The 23,845-nt window shown below is 40.5% G+C and carries 22 protein-coding genes and 2 pseudogenes; 9 read left to right on the top strand and 15 right to left on the bottom strand.

The window, feature by feature from the left end:
* Positions 1-18: 18 nt before the first annotated feature.
* The 5 genes from rpoZ (at position 19) to bfr (ending at position 4,142) form a co-directional block, all read left to right on the top strand.
* Positions 19-300, top strand: coding sequence for a DNA-directed RNA polymerase subunit omega (rpoZ, locus tag ACFN7Z_RS01545; protein ID WP_004978050.1), 282 nt, complete (start codon positions 19-21; stop codon positions 298-300).
* A 223-nt stretch (positions 301-523) separates the two neighbouring features.
* On the top strand, positions 524-2,623 hold the full coding sequence (locus ACFN7Z_RS01540) for a RelA/SpoT family protein (protein ID WP_395442487.1): 2,100 nt from the start codon (positions 524-526) through the stop codon (positions 2,621-2,623).
* 69 nt (positions 2,624-2,692) lie between these two features.
* Positions 2,693-3,076 carry a RidA family protein gene (locus tag ACFN7Z_RS01535; RefSeq protein ID WP_004691470.1) on the top strand — a complete coding sequence of 128 codons (384 nt, stop codon included), beginning with the start codon at positions 2,693-2,695 and terminating at the stop codon, positions 3,074-3,076.
* Positions 3,077-3,230: 154 nt separating this feature from the next.
* Positions 3,231-3,425, top strand: a complete 195-nt coding sequence (locus ACFN7Z_RS01530; protein WP_279744400.1) for a bacterioferritin-associated ferredoxin — start codon at positions 3,231-3,233, stop codon at positions 3,423-3,425.
* A 252-nt stretch (positions 3,426-3,677) separates the two neighbouring features.
* Positions 3,678-4,142: a bacterioferritin gene (gene bfr, locus ACFN7Z_RS01525; protein WP_004691472.1), complete on the top strand. Its 465-nt coding sequence runs from the start codon at positions 3,678-3,680 to the stop codon at positions 4,140-4,142.
* Between the two features lie 58 nt (positions 4,143-4,200).
* Here the strand turns inward: bfr and tfpZ are convergent, their stop codons facing one another.
* The gene (gene tfpZ / locus ACFN7Z_RS01520; protein ID WP_395442484.1) at positions 4,201-4,935 is read right to left on the bottom strand and encodes a TfpX/TfpZ family type IV pilin accessory protein; all 735 of its coding nucleotides are present in this window, start codon (positions 4,933-4,935) and stop codon (positions 4,201-4,203) included.
* Positions 4,936-4,996: 61 nt separating this feature from the next.
* Positions 4,997-5,422, bottom strand: a complete 426-nt coding sequence (locus ACFN7Z_RS01515) for a pilin (RefSeq protein ID WP_395442482.1) — start codon at positions 5,420-5,422, stop codon at positions 4,997-4,999.
* A 194-nt stretch (positions 5,423-5,616) separates the two neighbouring features.
* Here ACFN7Z_RS01515 and ACFN7Z_RS01510 point away from each other — a divergent pair, with 194 nt between their 5' ends.
* On the top strand, positions 5,617-5,940 hold the full coding sequence (locus ACFN7Z_RS01510; RefSeq protein WP_395442480.1) for a transposase family protein: 324 nt from the start codon (positions 5,617-5,619) through the stop codon (positions 5,938-5,940).
* A 37-nt stretch (positions 5,941-5,977) separates the two neighbouring features.
* Positions 5,978-6,388 (top strand): annotated as a pseudogene (locus ACFN7Z_RS01505) (transposase family protein); the annotation flags it as partial.
* A gap of 296 nt (positions 6,389-6,684) precedes the next feature.
* On the opposite strand, the gene ACFN7Z_RS01500 reads toward ACFN7Z_RS01505, so the two are convergent.
* Both ACFN7Z_RS01500 and ACFN7Z_RS01495 read right to left on the bottom strand, forming a co-directional pair.
* Positions 6,685-7,182 carry a pilin gene (locus ACFN7Z_RS01500; RefSeq protein ID WP_395442478.1) on the bottom strand — a complete coding sequence of 166 codons (498 nt, stop codon included), beginning with the start codon at positions 7,180-7,182 and terminating at the stop codon, positions 6,685-6,687.
* 244 nt (positions 7,183-7,426) lie between these two features.
* Complete coding sequence (locus ACFN7Z_RS01495) at positions 7,427-7,630, bottom strand: hypothetical protein (RefSeq protein WP_395442476.1); 204 nt, start codon at positions 7,628-7,630, stop codon at positions 7,427-7,429.
* Between the two features lie 333 nt (positions 7,631-7,963).
* On the opposite strand from ACFN7Z_RS01495, the gene ACFN7Z_RS01490 reads away from it, so the two are divergent.
* Positions 7,964-8,461: a pilin gene (locus ACFN7Z_RS01490; protein ID WP_395442474.1), complete on the top strand. Its 498-nt coding sequence runs from the start codon at positions 7,964-7,966 to the stop codon at positions 8,459-8,461.
* Positions 8,462-8,618: 157 nt separating this feature from the next.
* The gene (locus ACFN7Z_RS01485) at positions 8,619-9,551 is read left to right on the top strand and encodes an IS5 family transposase (RefSeq protein WP_395442472.1); all 933 of its coding nucleotides are present in this window, start codon (positions 8,619-8,621) and stop codon (positions 9,549-9,551) included.
* Between the two features lie 32 nt (positions 9,552-9,583).
* Here the strand turns inward: ACFN7Z_RS01485 and ACFN7Z_RS01480 are convergent.
* From ACFN7Z_RS01480 to ACFN7Z_RS01430, 11 genes and pseudogenes are all read right to left on the bottom strand, one after another.
* Positions 9,584-9,955 (bottom strand): annotated as a pseudogene (locus ACFN7Z_RS01480) (hypothetical protein); the annotation flags it as partial.
* Positions 9,956-10,260: 305 nt separating this feature from the next.
* Positions 10,261-10,821 carry a TPM domain-containing protein gene (locus ACFN7Z_RS01475; protein ID WP_395442470.1) on the bottom strand — a complete coding sequence of 187 codons (561 nt, stop codon included), beginning with the start codon at positions 10,819-10,821 and terminating at the stop codon, positions 10,261-10,263.
* Positions 10,815-11,888 (bottom strand): TPM domain-containing protein, encoded by a 1,074-nt coding sequence (locus ACFN7Z_RS01470; protein ID WP_395442468.1) that lies wholly within the window; start codon positions 11,886-11,888, stop codon positions 10,815-10,817. The genes ACFN7Z_RS01475 and ACFN7Z_RS01470 overlap by 7 nt, the downstream gene beginning before the upstream one ends.
* Before the next feature lie 37 nt (positions 11,889-11,925).
* Complete coding sequence (locus ACFN7Z_RS01465) at positions 11,926-12,516, bottom strand: LemA family protein (RefSeq protein ID WP_058870410.1); 591 nt, start codon at positions 12,514-12,516, stop codon at positions 11,926-11,928.
* Positions 12,517-12,685: 169 nt separating this feature from the next.
* A protein-coding gene (locus ACFN7Z_RS01460; RefSeq protein WP_094148494.1) for an IS4-like element ISAba33 family transposase occupies positions 12,686-13,776 on the bottom strand; the annotation gives its coding sequence in 2 pieces (ribosomal slippage) (positions 12,686-13,236 and positions 13,236-13,776; 1,092 coding nt in all).
* A 79-nt stretch (positions 13,777-13,855) separates the two neighbouring features.
* Positions 13,856-14,734 (bottom strand): metal-dependent hydrolase, encoded by an 879-nt coding sequence (locus ACFN7Z_RS01455; RefSeq protein WP_395442466.1) that lies wholly within the window; start codon positions 14,732-14,734, stop codon positions 13,856-13,858.
* 223 nt (positions 14,735-14,957) lie between these two features.
* Entirely contained in the window at positions 14,958-16,379 is a 1,422-nt protein-coding gene (locus ACFN7Z_RS01450) for an FAD-dependent oxidoreductase (protein ID WP_005401346.1), read from the bottom strand.
* Positions 16,380-16,452: 73 nt separating this feature from the next.
* On the bottom strand, positions 16,453-20,928 hold the full coding sequence (gltB, locus tag ACFN7Z_RS01445) for a glutamate synthase large subunit (RefSeq protein WP_395442464.1): 4,476 nt from the start codon (positions 20,926-20,928) through the stop codon (positions 16,453-16,455).
* 447 nt (positions 20,929-21,375) lie between these two features.
* Positions 21,376-22,215 carry a hypothetical protein gene (locus ACFN7Z_RS01440; protein ID WP_395442462.1) on the bottom strand — a complete coding sequence of 280 codons (840 nt, stop codon included), beginning with the start codon at positions 22,213-22,215 and terminating at the stop codon, positions 21,376-21,378.
* Between the two features lie 7 nt (positions 22,216-22,222).
* On the bottom strand, positions 22,223-23,308 hold the full coding sequence (gene aroB, locus ACFN7Z_RS01435) for a 3-dehydroquinate synthase (protein WP_395442460.1): 1,086 nt from the start codon (positions 23,306-23,308) through the stop codon (positions 22,223-22,225).
* 30 nt (positions 23,309-23,338) lie between these two features.
* Positions 23,339-23,821, bottom strand: coding sequence for a shikimate kinase (locus ACFN7Z_RS01430; protein WP_249303512.1), 483 nt, complete (start codon positions 23,819-23,821; stop codon positions 23,339-23,341).
* Positions 23,822-23,845 lie beyond the last annotated feature (24 nt).

Genomic DNA, 23,845 nt, shown 5'->3' with positions numbered 1-23,845 from the left:
TTTGTAACGAGAACTCTTATGGCACGCGTAACCGTTGAAGATTGTTTAGACCATGTAGACAACCGCTTTGAGCTTGTACTAGTGGCAAGCAAACGCGCGCGTCAATTGGCACGTCAAGGCATTGAACCTACTGTTGAGTGGGACAATGACAAACCGACTGTTGTTGCATTACGTGAAATTGCAATCGGTCATGTTTCTAAAGATATTTTGAAACAACGTGAGCAAGACTACCAAACGTCGAGTCTTGATCTTGCACTTTCTGCAAACAATTTGAATTTAGATGGTTTTTCTTTCCAATAAGAAAAATTTATCGATTAAAAGCCTAGTTTTTAACTAGGCTTTTTTATTGGATAACTTTTATATTTGTGCAATACACGTTATAACTAGAAGATAGGATTCATCGTGGTTTAGGTGTATCTTTTTTGCTTTTCTCTCAATGAAAAATTTGACAACTCATGCAATATGTTTTTCATTAGAGGATCAGTAAAATTTTCTTGTAATTGCTACGTCTTAAAGGTGTTTTATGCCAGGCCCAATGGTCAGCCAAGCTAAACAACAGCTCAAAACTATTATCGATGCTTACTTAACTGAAAGCGACGTCGAGCGAGTGCTTGCGGCCTGTGATTATGCGGATATTGCCCATGATGGTATTACCCGTAAAAGTGGCGAACCCTATATTTTGCACCCGATTGCGGTCAGCTGTATTTTAGCGCATATGCGTCTAGATGCCGAAACCCTGATGGCGGCACTTTTACATGATGTGATTGAAGACACAGACTTTAGCAAAGAAGATATTGCAGAAAAATTTGGAAAAACCGTTTCCGAACTGGTCGATGGCGTCACCAAACTTAGCCAATCCAGTGATAAAGAATATAATAAAGCCGCTTCTTTCCGAAAAATTCTGCAAGCCACACTACAAGACCCACGTGTCATTATTATTAAACTGGCTGATCGTTATCACAATATGACTACCTTGGATGCACTACGCCCCGATAAGCGTGCGCGTATTGCCCAAGAAACCTTTGATATTTTTGTCCCAATGGCACGTATTGTTGGCATGAATGAGATGGGCGATAACCTCGAACATCTGTGTTATCAAAACCTTGATCTCGACATGTATAACAATGTCCAAGAAGCCCTCCTGCAAACCAAACCCAAACGCTGTGAATATCAAAGCAAATGGGAAAATAATCTTACTGAGCTATTAAAAAACCATCAAATCTCAGGTCGAATTAAAAAGAAAAATAACAATATCGAACTGTTACGTCACTTTGTAAAAAATGACATTGATCTACATGAACTTACGCATAGTCATGCCTTTGAAATTATTCTAAATAGCATTGCTGACTGTGACCGCTTAGCCGATGTGTTGCGAGAGAGTTTTCAAGTTTTACACTTTGCAGACCATATTCGCAAACCACTCCCAGGTGGTAACCAATCGCTACTACTGCGTTTAAAAGGTGAAAACACAACCTTATCAGTAACCATTCAAACCGAGCTGATGCGTAAAGCTGCACGTTTTGGTGTGGTACTGGGCGACAGTGCTCCGCAAGCTTGCCGTTCTGCGATTCAAGCCTCGATGCAGAACTTGAATGTCTTGATTGATGGTGCCTGTGCTAAAACCACTTTTAGCGAACTGCTCGATTATTTACACCAAGAGAAAATTTGGGTGTATACACCACAAGGTCATCTACACGAGTTACCACAAGGTGCAACGGTAGTCGATTTTGCCTACTCTGCTAGCTTATTTTTAGGTAACCATGCGGTAGGTGCGAAAATCAATGGGGAAACTAAACCACTTTCTACGCCATTGCACAGTGGTCAGGTGATTGAAATTATTACTGATGTGTTGGCCACACCAAACCCGGATTGGCTCAGCTTCGTCAATACGCAAAAAGCCCGCCGTGCCCTACAAAATATACTGCGTGAGCAAGACATCGAAGAACAACGCCTTGTTGGACAACAAGCTTTAAATCGCGCTTTAAAACTATTCAATGTATCCATTAAAGATTTAACCGAATCAGACTGGTTAGAGCTTTTACAATGGCGACATATCGAAAGTAAAGACCAACTCTTTGAACAAATTGCCGTGGGCGATTTACTGCCGCAATTGGTTGCGAATCATTTGTTTGCGCATGATCAAAGTGCACAGGAATCTGACCGACTCATTCAAGGTACTGAAGGTGTCGATGTCAAATACGCACATTGCTGTAACCCCGTGTTGGGTGACCCAATTCAAGGACATTTATCACGCCGCGGTCTTATTGTGCATCGTGCACGTTGTCACAACCTCCTACATGAACAACATCTGCACCCTGAAAATATCATGCCGTTGCAGTGGACTAACGAGAATGAAGAAGAAATTAGTTTTACTGCATATTTATTGATTAACATGGCCATGGATGACGAACAAATTTCTGACCTAATTTATCAATGCCGTAAAGAAAAAATCGGGGTCGAAATGGTGTGTAATCAAGATGATAAGACTTATGTCAATGTTGTGGTGCACAACCGTAAGCAAATTGCAAAAATCATTCGCGATCTACGCATGCATTTTGGCTTCCCACGTATCAGTCGATTAGCTCAACCAGTGAGCATTGCGGAAACATCGATTGCGAGTTAATTGTTTAAATCCGCACATTTTAATGCAGATCTAGGCTATGATTGACGGTGAATATAATAGGAGAACACGATGTCCCGCCAAGTAATTCATACTGAAAATGCCCCTGCTGCGATCGGCACTTATTCGCAAGCAATCTTAGTCGGCAATACACTTTACCTTTCTGGTCAGATCGGTTTAGACCCATACAGTATGGAGTTGGTTGAAGGCATTGAAGCACAAATTCGCCGTGTATTTGATAATTTAAAAGCTGTCTGCGAAGCTGCTGGTGGAACGCTGGCCGATATCGCGAAGTTGAATATTTTCTTAACCGATCTTTCAAACTTCCAGTTGGTCAACCAAATTATGGGTGAATATTTTGCACAACCTTACCCAGCACGCGCAGCGCTCGGTGTGGCAAGCCTACCCAAAAATGCATTGGTTGAGATGGATGGCATTGTGATTATTAATCAATAAGTTATATTTTTTAAGAAAAAGCCACCGATTGAGTGGCTTTTTTTCATCCAAAATCTCAATAAAGACAAATGAGATTTCAAATGATTTTTATTGACAAACGATAACAATTATCAATAATATCACTTATCTTATTTCATTCATGTGGCTTGCTGAAATGTACGTGTGCTTATGCCGTGGTATTACAGATCAAGATATTAAAGACGCTATTGAAAATGGTGCGGGTAGTTATCGCGAAGTTCGCGAGATGCTGGATCTCGGCACATGCTGTGGTCGCTGTGCACCAGAAGCACGCTCAATCATCAGTGCTGAAGTCTCTGCGATTGCCTCACGCTTAGCTATTGCTGCCTAGATATTTGATTCGTTTTTAGAATAACCATAATTATAAACGTACTCTTTATGAGTAGCTCCTCCCCCGCTTATGACTCTAAGCGGGTTTTCTTCTTTAAATGCCTAAAAATCCAATTTCCACCTCGTATGCTTTTGATTGCGATTTTCATTTGCTGTTCTATAAATTACTCGCCAAAAACCACTTTGTTGTTTAAGATATTTCTCATAAGTTATTGATATTATTTTTAAGCCGCAGTTTGAATGGAGCTTTCTCATGAAAGGCAATCGTGATGTAATTAATCAGTTAAATCAGGTGCTTTATCATCATTTAACTGCCATTAACCAAAATTTCCTACACTCTCGTATGTTTAATGACTGGGGGATTGAACAACTCGGTTCAGCTGAATATAAAGAGTCAATCCGTCAAATGAAGCATGCTGACAAAATCATTGAGCGCATTCTTTTTTTAGAAGGTCTACCAAACTTACAACACTTGGGCAAACTCTACATCGGTCAACATACTGTTGAAGTTCTAAACTGTGATGTCCGTAAAGTCAAAGAAAACATTGAATCCATTCAAGCCGCTGTTAAGCTTGCCGAAGAACAGCTGGACTATGTCACTCGAGATCTTGTTCAAGAGATTTTAGAAAAAGAAGAAGAGTGGTTGGACTGGACGACGACACAACTCGATCTAGTTGAAACCGTAGGTGTAGAGAACTATATTCAGAGTCAAATTTAGGACTTTTCTATCATTTAAAAAAACCTGCATATGCAGGTTTTTTATTATAGTTTTAGGTTTACTTCCAAGGTCGAAGATCGACGATTTTTACTACTTCACCTTTGTCTTTATTGATTAAAACTGTCATATCAACAGCATTGGCTTTTAGAGGAACAAAACCAGTTGCTTGTGGATATTTTGATAAAATACGATCTACTTGTTTTGCATTATTATACTGATTAAGCTCTTTCAAACTTCTTACTCGTTGTTGTAATTGTGATCTTGCTTGAACAAAATCGACATAACGCTCAGGTTTCTGTGCAAGAGAAATTCCTCCAAGAACCTCAGTAAACAGGTCATCATTACGCATTTTTATATCTGTAGCAAACTGTACAGCCACATATTGAGGCTTGAACCAAGGAACATTTTGGTATTGTAGTAAAGCTTGATCAATATGATCATTGATGATTTCATTTTTTCGCACCAGCTCAAAACTATCGACATTATAAGCTATCCATACTGGGCGGCCCTGCTCAATACTAAACAGACCATAGCAAAGCGCAGCAACTTGTATACCAATGACCACACTCAAGTCAAACTTAAGCGACTTTTTACCTTGTTTGTAAACCAATAATCCCAAAAATGGTCCAACAATAACATCAATCGCTAGCATCATAAGGAAAACTTGAGTGACTCCAACAGCTGTAGCAAGTGGTGATGGATACCAAACAAAAAACACAAGCCCGATCACAAGTAAAGCTATGAGCAATGAAATAGCCAAATGACTAAGAAAAAATTTAAAACGGTTAGCCATAGTGCTATCCCAACGTAATAATCGTTATTTTATCTACATTTACATTAATTTCAATATTTGACTAAATACAATCTTTGGGTTTCAGTTGATTAGAAATCCCTAATGAAGTTCTACATTTCCATACTCCATTTTCTTGTCGGTCTAAAAAAATAGACTCATCAGCCAATATAGCTACAACATTTCTAAGCTGACACTCTAGCGCTGGCAATGAAGCACCTGCTACAGGCCCATAAACAATATATGTACAATGTTGTGATCCAGCTGAGGGCAATCCCATATTCTCAATTGTAAAAGTATTATTAGCCAAATTACCACTCACAACCAATTCATACGGTGCTCGTGCTCCATTGAGTTCCGCCAAAACTGAAGCAACCTGCGAGCGAGCCACATAATTCAAATATACAGGGACTGCTATTGCCGCTAGTAAACTTATAATTGAAACAACAATCATTATTTCAATTAAAGTAAAACCTAGACGATTTATCATGATTACTTCCATTATTATTTTAAATTAGACTTCCGTCATAAATCAAAAAACGTACAATTTATTTGATCTTAAATTAATCAGCAAAATTATTTAATTCAAGAGATAATCCTTGGATGAAATTCAAAGATATTCAAAAATTATCAAACGTTAAGTTTCGTAGGCTTACCGGTGTTAGTTGGGCTACATTTAACCTCATGTTGGCCGAGCTAAATAAGCATTTACCTCATCATATTGGTAAAGGACGACCGCATAAATTACCATTGGAAGATCGTTTACTCTTATGTATAGAATATTGGAGAGAATATCGAACATTTTTCCATCTTGGTATGAGTTACGGTGTATCTGAAACGAGTGCAATTCGTATCACACGTGTTATTGAAGATACCTTAATCCGTTCTGGAAAATTTAACTTGCCAAAACAACTTCCTAATCGAGATGAAGTGGATTGGGAAGTTGTTGTGATTGATGCAACTGAAATATTAGTTCAACGTCCAAAAAAAACAGAAGAAATGGTATAGCGGTAAAAAAAAGCGACATACCTTTAAATTTCAGCTATCTATGCATTATACAACAGGTGAAATACTGAGTGTATGTGGAAGTCATGGAAGCATGCATGATTTTAAAATATTTAAAAAAAGCATGAGGAAATTAAAATTTAAGCCCTTTTTTATCGTTGATAAGGGGTATTTAGGGATAAAGAAATTGGGTTTTGGATGCCTCATGCCATCTAAAGCAAAGAAAACTGAAAAACTAGATTCTGAATTAAAAAAGTTAAATAAAGAGATTGGTCGTAGACGAATTCAAGTAGAGCACGTATTTGGAAGGATGAAATGTTTTAAGATTTTATCTTGTGTATATAGAAATCGTCGTAAACGATTAAACCTGCGGTTTAATTTACTTGCTGGCATATACAATTTAGATTGGGTGAAAGATAAACAATTAAATTGGTTGAAAAATGATTTATGAAGGAAGTCTAATGAATAAGTAAAAACTACGCTATAAATTATTAAAAATAAAGTTTTACCTACCCCTCAAATATAGCCTCAACTTTTTAATATACTCTCATATATTTATACAAAGCTAAGGAACCTGTAAACCAAATCTAAATAGCTATTCTAAGTTAGGATTTTAAAGCAGTAATATAATATTTCGTATAAAACAAAATATTTAAATGGTTAAAGTTTTAAATATAATAAAAAAACAAAGATTCAAATATAAAAAATAGTCTCTTTAAAGAGACTATTTTTTATATAAAGATTAAATTATGGAGCAACAGCAGGTGGGGTAGAGCCAGCTAATGTCGTAACTGTAGGACAAGATTTGCTTGCGAATTTTGCATCAATATTTGTTTCACAAACCCAAGCACCATTTTCACTACGTGAAAATTGTACAACATTGCCTCGTACACCAGGATTACCTTGTTGAAATTGTAAACGAATAATTCCTTGACCATCATCTAAATCTTCTAAAGTAATCGTACCTAAAGTCGAATTATTAATGCCCAGATCTTCTGCTCGCTCACCACGAACAGCTGCGACGAATTCATTTGTGCTAGCTGTATTTGGATCATCCGCAACCCCTTTAACAGGAGGCGTTGTACCATCAGGAAACTCACCAAACTCCATGACATATTCCTCTAAGCCTGTTTTGTTTGCTGATAAAGTTGAAACAGCTGCTGCAACATTTGAGCGTGCAACATAGTTTTGGTATTGCGGAATCGCAATCGCAGCAAGAATACCGATAATTGCAACAACGATCATTAATATTATTCATTCCATAAGTCACTCTATATGGACACGTATCAAACCATTGAATTATATTAATTTATCTCATGATCCAGTTTGTCCATATGGACATCGTTTTCAATAGACAAATTTTTCCAATTTGTCCATATCAGAAAATGGCTTTTATTCAGTGAGATAAGGTGAATTTTTATAAAAGCAGACTAGTCGTGAGATATTTTAAAATTTTGATAAGCTAAAAACCGAATAAAAAAATCCAGACTCATTTATAAGCCAACTTCTGTATTTCTTCTTTAGGCTGAAGAATTACACGTCTTGCATGATGCAGAACAATACGTCTAGTCTCTTCGTCATCACCAAATTGTATGGGAAAAACTTTTACAGCTGGACGAGGTATTCGCTCAATAGTTTTGAAGTCTTTTAACCGTTTCACCCTATTAATCCCTATATATGAAGCATTCAGCATAGGACAGTATTTTTCAATTTCAAAGTGGATTGGTAAGCAAATAAGCAAAACAATTCAACTAACAAGTACACATCTGCTTAGCTGCCAATAATTTAGTTATTCCTACTACTAACAACTTCCATATTTATATTCCTCAAAACCAACAAAACTGACATTTTTTGTCACTTTGTTACATAAACTTACTTATGTGCATAATAAGATTTTTAATATATTGAACAATGTATTGATTTAACAAGAAATAATTGAGTAATATGTTTTGGCACACTTTGTGCAAACTATAAACCAGCTTACAAAGCTTATAATTAAATTAACAAAACATTTGTGGAGAATGTTATGAACGCTCAAAAAGGCTTTACTCTGATCGAGTTGATGATTGTTGTCGCTATTATCGGTATTTTGGCTGCGATTGCGATTCCTCAATATCAAAACTATGTAGGCCGCTCTAATATTGCAGCCGCTGTACAAACAGTTTCAGCCAATAAAACTGGTTTGGAAGAATACGTAATGGAATATGGGGAGTTTCCAGATGGTACTACCAAACCTGAAGCAGCTAAGCCTGAGTCTTCACCAGGTGCTGGTGATGCTAAAGCAGCTATCCGCGGTGAGAGAGCTGAAGATTTAGGTATTGTAAACCCTTCATTTGGTACTATTAAACTTAAAGATTTAAATAAAGGTGCTGGTGCAATTACTTTAACATTTACTACTGGGAACCCTGGTATTAATACCAAAAATGTTCAATTACAACGTGATGAAAATGGTACTTGGACTTGTGTAAGTGATGTAGACAAAAAATTTGAAAATAAAGCTTGTTCTATTGGTACCATTAAATAAGAACTTCTTTCTTAAAAAACGCATCTAAATTAGATGCGTTTTTTTTATTTAAAATTTAATAGATAGGGAAAGACTATGCTTAAAGAAAACTTTACTTTAAAACGGCTTTGTTGCACAAACCTATCTGTAAAGGGTTTTTCAGCGATATAATTTTCAAATGAAGAAGCCTACACACAAAATCTACCGCACAACCAATTGGCCCACATATAACCGAGCACTCATGAGTCGCGGAAATATTGCCATTTGGTTTGATCCTGCTACGCAATGGTATGCGCCATCAAAAGGCAAACAAGGGCGAAATCAAACCTACTCCGACGCAGCCATCCAATGCTGCTTAATGATTAAATCCTTATTCCGTCTGTCTTTACGTATGGTCACTGGCTTTGTGCAAAGTCTGATTAAACTTTGCGGATTAAATTGGATAGCTCCAGATTACACCACGCTTTGTAGAAGACAAAAGCATATTGATATTGTAATCAGCTACCAAAAAAGTAGCGATGGGCTGCATCTACTCATGGACTCTACAGGCATGAAGTTTCTAGGTGAGAGCGAATGGAAACGCAAGAAACATGGACCTGAATATCGTCGCCAATGGCGTAAACTTCATATTGGTATAGATGCTAAAACCCTGCAAATACGAGCAGTTCAGCTTACAACCAATAATGTCAGTGATTCACAGGTGCTTGGTGATTTACTTAATCAGATTCCACAAGATGAGCGGATTGACTCTGTTTATACCGATGGAGCTTATGACACCAAGCAATGCCGTCAGGTCATTGCAGATCGGCAAGTGCATGCGGTGATTCCACCTAGAAAAAATGCGAAACCATGGAAAGATACAAAGAGTAGCTCGCTAGAGCGAAATGAATTACTTCGAACAATTAAACGTTTAGGCAGGACACTATGGAAAAAATGGTCAGGCTATCATCGGCGAAGTTTGGTTGAAACTAAGATGCATTGCATCAAATTATTAGGAGATAAACTCAGTGCAAGGAGTTTTGATAGCCAAGTGAATGAGATCCATGCACGTGTAGCAGTCCTTAACAGATTTACGGAATTAGGTCGACCACTTACCCAAGTTACGCCTTAAATTTGGCTCAATTAGGGGCGCTTTGCATTTCAAATCTTTGTGCAACAAAGCCCATCATTACTAAAATATTTTAATGTCTTGGTTGTAGAATAATAAATGGCAGCAAACAATCGACCATCTTTAAAAATAATTGCTGATGAAGCATCTAAACTTGATGCAGACCGACCTTCATAATACAGAGCCTCATCTGTTTTTAGTAAATAGGATGCTGAGTAATTATCGAAATTAGATTGAAATTTTAGATAATCATGCTTTAACAATGTTTGAAGTTCTGTTTGGATTTTTGGATTCAAAGCAATTTGAGGAATTGATGAAATATCTGAATATTGAATTAAATCTAGTTTTTGAACATGAGTAAAAATAGAGAGTGAAAAAAGTAGAAAAAGATAATATGTATTCTTCATATCAAATTTATTATTTTTATGTCCATATTGACTTACTTATGGATTGTTCATTTTATATGGACACTTATGGAGTATCGATAAGGGTGAAACCCTTTTGAACTGATTTCATAACATTCTCCACAAATGTTTTGTTAATTTCTTATAAGCTTTTAAGGCTACTTTGTAATTAGCATGTATTATGCCAACTTTTATTATATTTATTTTCAAATAAAAAACAGCACTTTATTTCACTATTTAAAAATTTATTTTTTGTGCTTTGTTTTTTTATGTGACAAAGTGACAAAGAATGTCAACTTTATCACATTTTAGTTCAGCATGATTGGGGCGTTCTCAAGTTCATCGTTTTGGTCCTGTATTTTGTTGGCATAAAACCGATCCAAAATTACGCCAATTTGAATTACACCATCAAGCAAAGCCTGTCGATACTGCTGTTGTGCCATTTTCGCAATAATGGACTGACAAACCTCATCCCATACTAGCTGTGTCGTAGCTTGTTGTATGCCACGATCTATAACAATTTCAACCTTACGCTCACACAAATTAAGGTATAACAAAATCCCACTATTCAACTCGGTATCCCACACACCAAGCTCAGCAAAAAGCTGTTTTGCACGTCCACGAGTATCTAAATAATAGGCTTCTCGTGCAGGCATATGCCCTTCGATTACTACCTGAATTTCCCCAATGTGCCCATGTTCAGCAGCAGCTACCGCTTGCGCAATCGCATGTTGATCTTGCTGATTAAAAAAGCGTTTACTCGCTGGCATGTGTAATAAATGCTTTAACCAACGTTTAAAACTGGGTTGCACAACGTCATCTAGCTTTGATTTAGTGACGATGTTCGTCGTTTCAGTTGTTGTTACCATGACCCTGATGCTCCTCCACCGCCGAAGCCGCCGCCCCCGCCACTATATCCACCTCCACCAAAACCGCCGCCGCCGCGACCTCCTCGCCCACCTCCACCGCCAGAAGAGAGAAAGAGCTGAAAAATCGTTTGGGCTAAGGCCGTGATGAGTAAAAAGAAAATCCCGCCACCAATCAGTATGCTGGTGACTAAACCTGCTCCATTGACCAAGCCTGCCACGGTTCCTGCAACTGCAGCCGTCGAGGCACTTAAACGCTTCCCCACCACAAATGAGCCAATTGCGCCAGCAATTAAGATAAATAAAGCCGTACTAAAGGTTTTACTTTTGGCTTCCTGCTCTCGAATAGCTTGGTCTTGGCGTTCTTGTAGTTCTTGCGCCGCTTGAGCTGCAACTTCAGGATCAAGATTTAAAATACGTTCAATTTCAGTAAGCCCCGCATTGATCCCTTGAGCATACTGAGCTTGCTTAAAATAGGGTGTGATTTGTTGGTTAATAATGCGATTCGCAATAATGTCAGGAATGACTCCTTCCAAACCATAACCCGTAAGAATCTGCATACGCCGGTCATTAACGGCAATTGCGATCAGTAAACCGTTGTCTTGTTTTGCTGAACCAAGTTTCCATTGGTCTGCAATACGCATGGCAAAACCAAAAATATCCTCTTGACCTGTAGTCGGGACAATCACCACGCCTATTTGGGCTTTTCCTGTGTCATGCAAGGCACGAATTTTCTGACCAATGGCTTGTTTATCTTCATTACTTAAAATATGTGCTTGATCGATCACAGGTTCATTTAAAGTCGGTAACGTCCGTATCGATTCACCTTCTGCCATATCATTGGCAATGGGTGGTTGTGGCACAACATCAGCATTCGTCGAGCTTACCTTATTGGAACTCTCCGCTTGCTGACCTTGAATAATTTTTCCAGCGATAACTGTTTCAGCACCACCATCTGTTGCTGTAGCAACCTCTGCCCATGTTAAAGAACTTAGACACAGCAGTCCTGATAAAATGAATGCAACCACCCATTTATACGAAAACCGTAAGAACTGCTGCTGTACTATCATTCATTCACCCTATGGTTGCGATTACTTTAAGTCACAGCTAGTTAAATGACACCGTTGGTGCTTTTTGCGCGCTTTGCTCTGCACTAAAATTTGGTTTGGTGTCCATCCCAATCACCTTGGCAGTCATGACTTGTGGGAACTGGCGTGAATAGGAGTTAAAGTCTTGCACCGTAGTAATATAGCGATTACGCGCCACAGCAATACGGTTTTCGGTACCTTCGAGCTGAACCTGCAAATCACGAAATTGTTCATTGGCTTTTAAATCTGGATAGTTTTCTGAGACCGCAATTAAACGCGACAATGCACCCGTCATTTGCGCCTGCGCTTCTTGATATTTTTGGAATAATGCAGGGTCTTCTAAAACTTCTTTATCGACTTTTAAACCTGCCACATTGGCACGAGCCTGTGTGACCTCAGTTAGGACTTGCTCTTCATGCTTAGCATACCCCTTCACCACATTCACCAAGTTCGGCACCAAATCTGCACGGCGTTGATATTGGTTTTGTACTTCCGACCACGCAGCTGTAACCGCCTCATCTTTGACCTGTAAGGTATTATAACCACAGCCCGATAGCGTTAACGTGCTCGCAAGGGCAACAACGACAGCAGTTTTTTTCATAAAATTCATTCAGCTATCCTCTTTCTTTTCTATTTATTGCAATAATCTGATTGTAAACACATTTGATTATCCTTGTGTTGCTTTTAGTTAAAACATCTAAAAATGAAAAGACCGAGTGATCTTCACTCGGTTTTTTTTGCTTATTTTTTATACTTAATACCTCTGTACACGACAAATTTCATAGAGCCCTTGTCCTATCAGGCTTTTTCTTTCTTAAAATTGCTAGAATTTTCTTAAATTCCTCTTTTTTTCCAAAACCAATCAAACGTAGAATAGCCATTTGAACATAGTCCAAACCGTAGCGAAATAAACTTACTGAAAGTCGTCCATGCTTCTTTATTTTTATCGCTTTTTTTCGATCATGTTGCCATTCACCTGTTAAATAGCACCAACAGAAACCGATAGCTAGCACTGCTATCAATTTCTTGACTCGTCTAGGGTCTGTTAAACGAGTATTTTCAAGATTGAATCCACGTCCTTTGAGACAACTAAATAGGGTTTCGATTTCCCAGCGTAATGCATAATCACGAATAGCAGAAGCATTAAACATAGGAGAAACAACAAGTAAAAGTTCTCCATCTTCTAATCGTAGCGCACTAATATACAGTTTCACTCGACCAACCCAAATACGTCGTTTACGACATTCAGTTTGACCAACTTGAAGATGACGAAATAAATCACTAATTTTATGATTCTTGGCTAAGTGATTGGTCACAATGAAGTTTTTTTAACACGTATACAAAAGTTAATGTCATTTTCAATTAACCATGTAAACCATTTCTCGCCGATAAATTCTCTGTCTGCGAACACATTCACAATACGGTCTTTACCAAAAATAGAGATAAAGCGTTGAATCAAAGCAATACGCTCTTTTGTATCTGAATTTCCCCGTTTATTGAGCAATGTCCAAACTATAGGTATGGCTATTCCACGATAGACGATGGCTAACATCAAGATATTGATATCTCGTTTCCCCCATTTCCAGTTGGTTCTATCCAAAGTTAATTGGACTTTATCGAATAAAAATATATTGAAAATTAACTGAGAAATTTGACGATAATCGAAATACTGACCTGCAAAGAAGCGTTGTATACGTCGATAAAATGATTGTGGTAAGCACTTGATGGGTAAGGCTTTAGATGCAGAAGAAAGATTACATGTCTGTTTTACAATTAATGCAAGCATAATCAGTGTAAAACATTTTACATGTGACTTGTTCCACTTTAGATATTTGTTTAAGATGAGATATAGCTCATTGAAATGTGCCATCATATTCGTCGTCAGAAAACAAGTATTATGCCATTATTTCAATGAGTTATATTTTTTTGTCGTGTACAAAGACTTAATACTAAACAACCGCGTGCAAATCCTGCTGAAAACCTTCGAGTTGATAGTCTTCTGCCAAACGGGTTTTCCAGTATTTCAACAACTGAGTGTAATCAATATCTGAGGGATGAAAGTTGGTTTTGTAGTAAGACAGATATTCAGGCAGCAATTGCACAAACATCTTCGCCAGTAAATACAATCCAAAAAGATTCCCGCCCAATTTAGGTATACTCTTTTTGTGGTCTTGTAAAAATAATCGACTGGCCGAGTAAAAAGTTAAACTGGCGAAACCTGTCGTTACACTGCGCATAATTAAACGGCGAATCTTGTCATCACCATAGACATCTTGATAAACATCAAAGGCAACCGTACGATGCTCAATTTCTTCAATGGCATGCCACACCCAGAGTTTAACCGCATCATCATCCAAGGTACTCAATACCTCAGGATGCCTTAAAATATAGCCGCCTAGCAGTGCCGTAAAATGCTCAAAAGCGCAGGTGATTGCGAGCTGAATTTTAGGATGCAGATTTTTCACATCATCATCTTTACGCGCCAACCATGCCTGAAAACGATCGAGATTATAATCATCACGGCGCCATGCAGCATTAAATGCCGTGTGTGCTTGAGAATGCATCGCCTCTTGACCAATAAATGCCGCAATCTGTGCTTGAAGATTGTCATCCTTCACTTGGTCACGTACATTGCGCACGCTATGCACAAAGAACTGCTCACCGATGGGAAAAGTCGAAGACAATGCCGTCAGCAAATGCGACATGACCGGTGAATTGGCAAAATAATGCCGGCGAATGGCTTTGGGGTTGAATTGCAAACGTCGAATCGTAATACCCTGAGCTTTTGGACGATGTTGATATAATTTTTCTGTCGTCACTTGAGTCATGTCCATTTCCTAACATTTAACCGAGCGATCTTCAGTATCTGAAGTTAGAGGCGATTCACATATGGCAAAAATGCTTAGTGCGTTTGCAAATTCATCCATTTTTATCTGACTCACCAACAGATCTTTTTCGATTTATCCCGATTCACTTCTTTCATATCATCTCAGGCAAATAGTGATCATAAAAAAACCCGCCGAAGCGGGTTTTTGTGTTGAACGATTTAGATTAAATGTCTAAATAATCCAAAATACCTTCAGCCGCTTGACGGCCTTCCCAAATCGCTGTGACAACAAGGTCTGAACCACGAACCATATCGCCACCCGCAAAGATTTTCGGGTTTGAGGTTTGGAATTTATAGGTTTGCTGTTCAGCCGCAACTACACGACCTGAACCATCAAGGTTAATATTCACATTTGTAAACCAATCCGCAGGGCTGGTACGGAAACCAAATGCCAATAACACTGCATCTGCAGGTAAAATTTCTTCTGAACCCGGAATTGGTTCTGGACTGCGACGACCACGGCTATCAGGCTCGCCAAGTTGAGTCGTTACCACTTTCACGCCCGTGACTTTGCCATTTTCACCGACGATTTCAATCGGTTGACGGTTAAACAAGAAGTTCACACCTTCTTCTTTGGCATTTTGCACTTCACGACGTGAACCTGGCATATTTTCTTCGTCACGACGGTATGCACAGCTCACCACTTCCGCACCCTGACGAATAGAGGTACGGTTACAGTCCATTGCTGTGTCACCACCGCCAAGAACGATCACCTTTTTACCTTCAACACTGATGTACTCACTTGGGTCTTTTTCCCAACCTTGAGTACGGTTGACATTGGCAATCAAGAAATCCAATGCATCATAGACACCATTTAGATCTTCACCTGCGAAGCCACCTTTCATGTAGGTATAAGTACCCATACCCATGAACACCGCATCGTATTCAGTAAGCAGTTGATCGATGGTGACATCTGTCCCAATTTCAGTATTTAAACGGAATTCCACGCCCATACCCGTGAAGATTTCACGGCGACGCTTCATTACATCTTTTTCCATTTTAAATTCTGGAATACCAAAGGTCAGTAGACCACCAATTTCAGGGCGTTTGTCGAATACAACAGGTTTAACCCCGCTACGCACCAAAATATCAGCACAGCCTAGACCCGCAGGGCCTGCACCAATGATCGCGACTTTTTTATCTGTCCACTTTACTGAAGACATATCTGGACGCCAGCCCAGTGCAAAGGCGGTGTCATTGATGTATTTTTCAGCGTTACCAATCGTCACTGCACCAAAACCATCGTTTAAGGTACAAGCCCCTTCACATAAACGGTCTTGCGGACAAACACGACCACATACTTCAGGTAGCGTGTTGGTTTGGTGGCACAATTCTGCAGCTTGGAAAATACGGCCTTCAGCAATTAACTTTAACCAGTTTGGAATGTAGTTATGTACTGGGCATTTCCATTCACAATATGGGTTACCACACCCTAAACAACGGTGGGTTTGGTTTGCTGCCACTTCCGCTGTAAAAGGTTTATAAATTTCCACAAACTCTGCTTTGCGGACCTGAATCTCTTTTTTCTCTGGATCTTGGCGTGCTACATCCAGAAATTGAAAGTCATTGTTTAGGCGCTCTGCCATGTCTCTCTCCGTGGGGTAGGTGCAGCCCGTTTATCTATCGTCTGCACCTGCCTATGTATCAGCAGTAGTGGAATTATTGTGGATCAGCTTGAGTGGTTTTCAACAAAGTCTGTAAGTTGGCAGCTTTCGGTTTCACCAACCAGAATTTACGACTGTAGAAATCAAACTCGTTACGGATCTTGTACGCCCAAGCACTACCAGTCTCAGCAATGTGTTCATCTAAGATACGGCTTAAGAACTCTTTATGTTCTTCCATCGACTCAGTCGAGATACGATTCAGCTCAATCAGCTCGTGGTTGTAATGATCAACGAAGTCATTATCAAGGTCAAGAACGTAAGCAAAACCGCCTGTCATACCTGCACCGAAGTTGTGCCCCACTTTGCCGAGTACAGTCACGATACCACCTGTCATATATTCACAACAGTGATCGCCTGCACCTTCAATAACGGCAAAAGCACCTGAGTTACGTACCGCGAAACGCTCACCAGCTGTACCTGCCGCGAACAATTTACCGCCCGTTGCACCGTATAAACAAGTGTTACCAATGATTGCCGTTTCTTGAGTTTGGAAAGGCGAACCTTTTGGTGGGAAGATCGACACACGACCACCTGCCATGCCTTTACCCACGTAGTCGTTCGCATCACCTTCTAAGCGAATGTGCAAACCACCTGCGTTCCAAACGCCGAGAGATTGACCCGCAGTACCCACCAAGTTCATCTTCACTGGATGTGCTTCCATGCTGAGGTTGCCATAACGACGCGCAATCTCACCTGAAATACGTGCACCAATTGAACGGTCACAGTTACCAATGGTGAAGTGATATTCACCTGTGGTCCCAGCTTCAATTGCTGGTAGCATTTCTGCCACCATTTTCTCAGCAAGCAAGCCTTTATCAAACGGTGCGTTACCTTCAACTTCACAGTACTGCGCCTTACCTTGCGCAGAAGGATGTGATTCCAGTAATGCGCTCAAATCAAGGTGCGCATGTTTCTCCGTTTCACCTGGAAGCATTTCAAGCAAATCTGTACGACCAATCAAGTCTTTGAGGCTTGAAACACCCAACGCTGCCAGCCACTCACGTGTTTCTTCAGCAATGAAGGTGAAGAAGTTGATGAGCATTTGTGGCTCGCCAATATAATGTTCTTGGCGTAAATGATCTTGTTGAGTTGCAACACCCGTTGCACAGTTATTCAGGTGACAAATACGCAGGTATTTACAACCTAAAGCAATCATTGGTGTAGAACCAAAGCCAAAGCTTTCTGCACCTAAAATAGCTGCTTTCACCACATCTAGACCGGTTTTCAAACCACCGTCGGTTTGAACACGAACTTTACCGCGCAGGTCATTTACACGAAGTGCTTGATGCGCTTCAGAAAGACCCAACTCCCAAGGCGAACCTGCATGGTGAATTGAAGACAATGGAGAGGCTGCTGTACCACCGTCATAACCTGAAATGGTAATGAAGTCAGCATAGGCTTTTGCCACGCCTGCAGCAATGGTGCCTACACCCGGCTCAGACACCAGTTTCACTGAAACCATCGCTTGAGGATTGACTTGTTTTAAGTCAAAGATCAATTGTGATAAATCTTCAATCGAGTAAATGTCATGGTGTGGTGGTGGAGAAATTAGGGTCACACCCGGTACTGAATAACGTAAACGTGCAATTAAGCCATTCACTTTACCCCCAGGTAATTGACCACCTTCACCCGGTTTAGCCCCTTGCGCTACTTTAATCTGCAAGACTTCAGCAGAAGTTAAATACGCAGGTGTTACACCGAAACGACCTGATGCAATCTGTTTGATTTTCGAGTTACGAATGGTGCCATAACGCGCTGGATCTTCACCGCCCTCACCCGAGTTTGAACGGCCACCAATGGTGTTCATCGCAATCGCAATCGCCTCATGCGCTTCAGGAGACAATGCACCTAAAGACATGCCTGCAGAGTCGAAGCGCGGTAAAATCGCTTCTACAGACTCCACTTGATCTAGAGCAATCGAGTTATCAGTTTTTAACTTTAATAGGTCGCGAATTGTTGCCACTGGACGGTTATTTACCAGCTCAGCATATTCTTTAAAGTCTGCATATTGACCAGAACGCACTGATTTATGCAAAGCATTGATCACATCTGGGTTGAATGCATGGTATTCCTTGTCGAAGACAAATTTCAGCAAACCACCTTGATCGATCGGTTTACGTGTTTTCCATGCGGTATCAGCCAATTTCTTTTGGTCATTTTCAAGGTCAACAAAGGTTGCACCTTTGATGCGGCTCGGTACACCCGTGAAGCATTTTGAAACCACTTCTTCAGACAGACCCACCGCTTCAAACAACTGACCACCACGGTAAGAGGCAACCGTAGAAATCCCCATTTTTGAAAGGACTTTTAACAAGCCTTTTTCAATGCCTTTACGGAAATTCACTTGCGCTTGGATTGGGTCACCCAATAGCTCGCCTTTTGCAACCAAGTCATTGATCACATCATAAGCAAGGTAAGGATAAATTGCTGTCGCACCAAAACCTAGAATAACCGCAAATTGATGCGGATCACGTGCCAGTGCCGTTTCAACAATAATGTTGGCATCCGTACGCAAACCGACATTAATCAGGTAGTGATGCACAGCACCTGTTGCCATTAATGCATTTGCAGGCAAGAAACCTTGACGAATTTTCTTATCAGACAACACCAATAAGGTTTTGCCGTCACGAATCGCTTGCGCTGCTTCTTCACAGATACGCGCAATTGCAGCTTCTAGACCTTCATCTTCCGCATAATTTAAATCGATATCTGCAATTTCATAACCCTTACGACCCAACGTACGGATTTGATGCATTTTCGAATTTGACAACACTGGGCTTGAAATGATCAAACGATCTGCATGCTCAGGGCTTTGTTCAAAAACGTTTTGCTCACGGCCTAAACACGTTTCCAATGACATTACAATCGATTCACGTAATGGGTCGATTGGTGGGTTAGTGACCTGAGCAAACTGTTGACGGAAGTAATCCGACACATGACGTACTTGGCGAGACAAAACTGCCATTGGCGTATCATCACCCATTGAACCCACTGCTTCCTGACCACTTTCAGCGATTGGACGAAGCAATTGGTCACGCTCTTCAAAGGTCACCATAAACATTTTTTGTGATGCTTTAAGGTCGTCGCCTTTTAAGCCTTGATCACATAAATATTCTTCAAGCTCTGGACTACCTTGTACACGAACCGAGTTTTCACGTAACCATTCACGATAAGGACGCATTTTTTTCAAATGCGTGCTGACATCTTTAGTGTCGAGCATTTTACCTGTGAAGGTATCGATCACTAGGATTTGACCTGGACCAACACGACCTTTAGAAATCACGTCTTCAGGCTCGTAGCCCCATACACCAATTTCAGATGCCAGCGTGATGTAACCATTTTTGGTAATCACCCAACGTGCTGGACGTAAACCATTACGATCCAACATACAAATTGCATGACGACCATCTTGAATCACGAGCCCCGCAGGACCATCCCACGCTTCCATATGCTTCGAGTTAAACTCATAGAATGCGCGTAAATCGGCATCTAAAGTTTCCACGTTCTGCCATGCTGGCGGAACCAACATACGCAATGCACGGAACAAGTCCATACCGCCGCCCACAAGAATTTCAAGCATGTTATCTAAGCTTGAAGAATCCGAGCCAGTACGGTTCACGATTGGATTGAGCTCAGTTAAACCAGGCAATAATGGGTTTTCAAACTTTGGCGTACGCGCCATCGCCCAGTTACGGTTCGCAGTAATGGTATTAATTTCACCATTGTGTGCAAGATAACGGAATGGCTGAGCCAAAGGCCAACGCGGCAAAGTATTGGTCGAGAAACGTTGGTGGAACACCACAATATGTGACTCAAGACGTGGGTCTGCCAAGTCTGTATAGAAGTCAGCAATCGCTTCAGGCATCATCAAACCTTTATAGCTAATCACTGTTGAACATAATGTGGTTACATAAAATGAAGGGTCATTAGTAAGCTGCTGTTCTGCACGGCGGCGTGCCAAGAAGAGTTTACGGTTAAACTCTTCTTCAGACACTCCCATTGGGCAGTTCACAATAATTTGCTCAAATGCAGGAAGTGACTGCATCGCAATCGAACCTAAAGCATCGTTATTGGTCGGAATCACACGCCACGCCAATACTCGACAGCCTTCAGATTCAATTTCTTTAGTTAGAATTTGTTTTGCATGTGCTGCAATTGCTGGGTCGAGGCTTAAGAACACCGTGCCGACAGCAAAAACTTCACTGAGTGTAATATCACTGAGTTTTTTCGCTTCTTCACGGAAAAACTGTTTTGGCATTGCTAAGAGTAAACCGCAACCATCCCCTGTCTTACCATCTGCAGCAATACCACCGCGGTGGGTCATACAGCTCAGACTGTGCATAGCAGTCTTGACAAGATCATGGCTTGCATCACCCTGCATATGGGCGATTAAACCAAAACCACAGTTATCTTTAAACTCATCCGGTTGGTATAAACCTTGAGCGGGAGCTACAGTATTAGGCGATGGCATGTGCATAGCGTACCCTTCTTTCTACAGGCCCTGTCGGGCGTCTAACAATCTAATTACTTCTTGCCGATTCGTTCAATTGACTCATATTCAGATTCTGATTGAAGTACAGCATTTTTTCTTCACACCCAAGATAGACTGATTTTCGTCTTTATGCATGTCTTAATTGAAAAAATGTATGCAGCAGTCACGCACTTTTTTAAGGCACTTGACCGCTACTATTTCGCTCATAAATCGAATCTTTTTTGCGCCAAAACAGTGACATCAACTCAATTCATGCACCATTAAAGCAAGTTTTATGCCAATTATTTATTTTATGTGTTAAGCGCTTTAGTTTTATTAGGTTTGTTTTTTTTACGTAAAAATTTAGTTCAAAGACAATCCATTTATTGCACCATATTTGTGCGTATATGAAATTTACATTTTTTGATGCGCCATAATGAACCAATTTTAATTAAAGGGGTCAGTCACTTCAGGTTCATTTGTTTTATTTTGTGGCGCATTCTCTACGGTTGTTTGTGACTTTTGCACATCAACCACATTTCCATCCGCATCACGACGAGTAACCGTCGTCGATGTTGTCGATTGTTTATTTTGTGCAACTGCTGCACGTGCCGCTTGTTGACGCGCAGCAAGCGTGGTTTCATCAATCACGGGCACAGCGGCTGGTTTCAACTGCACAGCATAGAGCTTATTGCTAAGGCCAAGTTCATCAGAACCGAGGTCATTGACATATTCAGCATAGCTTTCAATTTTTTCAACTTTGGGTTGCACCGACTTCGGCAACGTCAGTTTTAAATCCGCCAATGCCTTTTGCGCCTCATTGGCATTTTTATACACACCATAGATCAGCACATATTGCTCAATTTGGTTTTCACCCGTCAGTCTTAAGTAACTAAACGCTTGACGATCAGATTGTCTTTGCAAAAAGCGCTTAATAATCGCCTCTTCTGAGACTCTAAACAGTTCAACTGTACTGTTCTTTTTATTTTCCTGAATAAATTTGGTCCCACGGAATTCAGCTTCATGCTGCGCGATTGCTACAGCACGTGTCGTCATATCCAAAGGTTTTACTTCATCGAGGAATGAACCTAAATGTGCGGTTGTTGCGACTTTTTCTGGCTGAATTTGTAACTCAATTTCAGATTCAGCTTTTTTTTCAACTTCAACCACAGTCTCTTGATCTGTAATGGCCCAAAAGACTAAGGCGCCAAACAAGCATACCCCTCCGAATGCAAGCCAAATATAATTTTGCTTTGTCTGCCACTGGGTTCGAAGGGTTGTTGCCATAATAAAGTTATGCCTGCTCTTGGTTGGCTAAAATCGCCTGTTTCATCAATTCTACATCAAATGTTCTGGTAATGATGGCCTGCCCTACCGCTTGCATCAAAACCAAACGAAGCTGCCCGTTCAAGACTTTTTTATCATGAGCCATATACGCCAAAAATTCATCAAGGGGAATATGCGGACATACTATCGGTAAATTCGCGCGTTGAATGATATTTTTTGTACGCGTCAAATCTTCTGCACTGATCCATCCCATACGCTGCGATAGATCTGCTGCCATCACCATACCTGTTGCCACAGCTTCACCATGGAGCCATTCACCATAGCCTAGATAAGATTCAATCGCATGTCCAAAGGTATGCCCAAGATTCAATAAAGCACGCTCACCTTGTTCTTTTTCATCATTGGCAACAATACGCGCTTTATGGGCACAAGAACGATACACAGCTTCAGCCAGTGTAGCTTCATCCCCTTGCACCAAAGCATCCATATGTTGTTCCAACCAAGCGAGAAAATTAGCATCACCCAAGAGTGCATACTTAATCACTTCTGCTAAACCTGCGGATAACTCACGTGGTGGCAGCGTTTTAAGTTGAGACATATCCGCCAAGACCACTTGCGGTTGTTGAAACGCCCCAATCATGTTTTTACCCAGCGGATGATTAATCCCTGTTTTACCACCGACACTCGAATCAACCTGGGAAAGAAGTGTCGTTGGCACCTGAATAAAATAGACTCCACGCTGGAAGCATGCCGAAGCAAAGCCCGCCATATCCCCAATCACGCCACCACCTAAAGCTAAAACTGTGCAATCACGGTTGAAACCTGATTCTAGTAATGCATCAAAAATCAGGTTGAGGTGCTCAATATTCTTATATTTTTCACCATCAGGCAAAATACAGGTTGCAACTGTTTTTCCCAACGCTTCAATTGCTGCCACGTAACGGGCTAAATACAAAGGTGCGATCGTTTCATTACTCACAATCATCACTTGACGCCCATGAATATACGGCTCAAGTAAAGCTTTCGGATCTAAATCACTACCAATAAAGATCGGGTAACGGCGTTCGCCAAGTTCAACATATAAGGTTTGCATGGATCAAATCACTTCAAAACTGAATCAAAACTACTTTACAAGAATCAAGTTTAAGATACGCTGCGCAAGATCACGTGCAGCCCCTTGATTGGTCTCGATAATATAATGAGCAACTTCACGATATAAAGGATCTCGAACGCTGAGTAAGTCACGTAACTTTTGCTCTGGATTCTCCACTTGAAGCAGTGGGCGATTTTTATCACGATAGGTTCTCTGCAGTTGAATCTCTACAGGAGTATAAAGGTAAACAACGATACCTCGTTGTTTGAGAAATGCACGATTTGGAGCCTGAGTCACCGCCCCACCACCTGTGGCCAAAACCAAGTTGGGTCGAGAGGTTAACTCATCAATCACAACCGTTTCACGACTACGAAACCCAAGCTCTCCCTCTTTTTCAAAGATCCATGGAATCGTTGCCCCTGTTTTACGCTCAATTTCATGATCGCTATCAAGAAACTCACGACCTAACAGTTCAGCTAAATGTCGTCCTACCGTTGTTTTTCCAGCCCCCATAGGCCCTACCAAATAAATATTTGG

Source organism: Acinetobacter sp. P1332 (genome assembly GCF_044057475.1).
GTDB lineage: Bacteria > Pseudomonadota > Gammaproteobacteria > Pseudomonadales > Moraxellaceae > Acinetobacter > Acinetobacter johnsonii.
The sequence above is the reverse complement of the archived record's forward strand: the minus strand, read 5'-3'. Positions and strand labels throughout refer to the sequence as shown.

Excerpts from the sequence above, each read along its gene's own strand:
- rpoZ (WP_004978050.1), top strand. The coding sequence starts at position 19 with ATGGCACGCGTAACCGTTGAAGATTGTTTAGACCATGTAGACAACCGC.
- ACFN7Z_RS01540 (WP_395442487.1), top strand. The coding sequence starts at position 524 with ATGCCAGGCCCAATGGTCAGCCAAGCTAAACAACAGCTCAAAACTATT.
- ACFN7Z_RS01535 (WP_004691470.1), top strand. The coding sequence starts at position 2,693 with ATGTCCCGCCAAGTAATTCATACTGAAAATGCCCCTGCTGCGATCGGC.
- ACFN7Z_RS01530 (WP_279744400.1), top strand. The coding sequence starts at position 3,231 with ATGTACGTGTGCTTATGCCGTGGTATTACAGATCAAGATATTAAAGAC.
- bfr (WP_004691472.1), top strand. The coding sequence starts at position 3,678 with ATGAAAGGCAATCGTGATGTAATTAATCAGTTAAATCAGGTGCTTTAT.
- tfpZ (WP_395442484.1), bottom strand. The coding sequence starts at position 4,935 with ATGGCTAACCGTTTTAAATTTTTTCTTAGTCATTTGGCTATTTCATTG.
- ACFN7Z_RS01515 (WP_395442482.1), bottom strand. The coding sequence starts at position 5,422 with ATGATAAATCGTCTAGGTTTTACTTTAATTGAAATAATGATTGTTGTT.
- ACFN7Z_RS01510 (WP_395442480.1), top strand. The coding sequence starts at position 5,617 with ATGTTGGCCGAGCTAAATAAGCATTTACCTCATCATATTGGTAAAGGA.
- ACFN7Z_RS01500 (WP_395442478.1), bottom strand. The coding sequence starts at position 7,182 with ATGATCGTTGTTGCAATTATCGGTATTCTTGCTGCGATTGCGATTCCG.
- ACFN7Z_RS01495 (WP_395442476.1), bottom strand. The coding sequence starts at position 7,630 with ATGCTGAATGCTTCATATATAGGGATTAATAGGGTGAAACGGTTAAAA.
- ACFN7Z_RS01490 (WP_395442474.1), top strand. The coding sequence starts at position 7,964 with ATGAACGCTCAAAAAGGCTTTACTCTGATCGAGTTGATGATTGTTGTC.
- ACFN7Z_RS01485 (WP_395442472.1), top strand. The coding sequence starts at position 8,619 with ATGAAGAAGCCTACACACAAAATCTACCGCACAACCAATTGGCCCACA.
- ACFN7Z_RS01475 (WP_395442470.1), bottom strand. The coding sequence starts at position 10,821 with ATGGTAACAACAACTGAAACGACGAACATCGTCACTAAATCAAAGCTA.
- ACFN7Z_RS01470 (WP_395442468.1), bottom strand. The coding sequence starts at position 11,888 with ATGATAGTACAGCAGCAGTTCTTACGGTTTTCGTATAAATGGGTGGTT.
- ACFN7Z_RS01465 (WP_058870410.1), bottom strand. The coding sequence starts at position 12,516 with ATGAATTTTATGAAAAAAACTGCTGTCGTTGTTGCCCTTGCGAGCACG.
- ACFN7Z_RS01455 (WP_395442466.1), bottom strand. The coding sequence starts at position 14,734 with ATGACTCAAGTGACGACAGAAAAATTATATCAACATCGTCCAAAAGCT.
- ACFN7Z_RS01450 (WP_005401346.1), bottom strand. The coding sequence starts at position 16,379 with ATGGCAGAGCGCCTAAACAATGACTTTCAATTTCTGGATGTAGCACGC.
- gltB (WP_395442464.1), bottom strand. The coding sequence starts at position 20,928 with ATGCCATCGCCTAATACTGTAGCTCCCGCTCAAGGTTTATACCAACCG.
- ACFN7Z_RS01440 (WP_395442462.1), bottom strand. The coding sequence starts at position 22,215 with ATGGCAACAACCCTTCGAACCCAGTGGCAGACAAAGCAAAATTATATT.
- aroB (WP_395442460.1), bottom strand. The coding sequence starts at position 23,308 with ATGCAAACCTTATATGTTGAACTTGGCGAACGCCGTTACCCGATCTTT.
- ACFN7Z_RS01430 (WP_249303512.1), bottom strand. The coding sequence starts at position 23,821 with ATGGGGGCTGGAAAAACAACGGTAGGACGACATTTAGCTGAACTGTTA.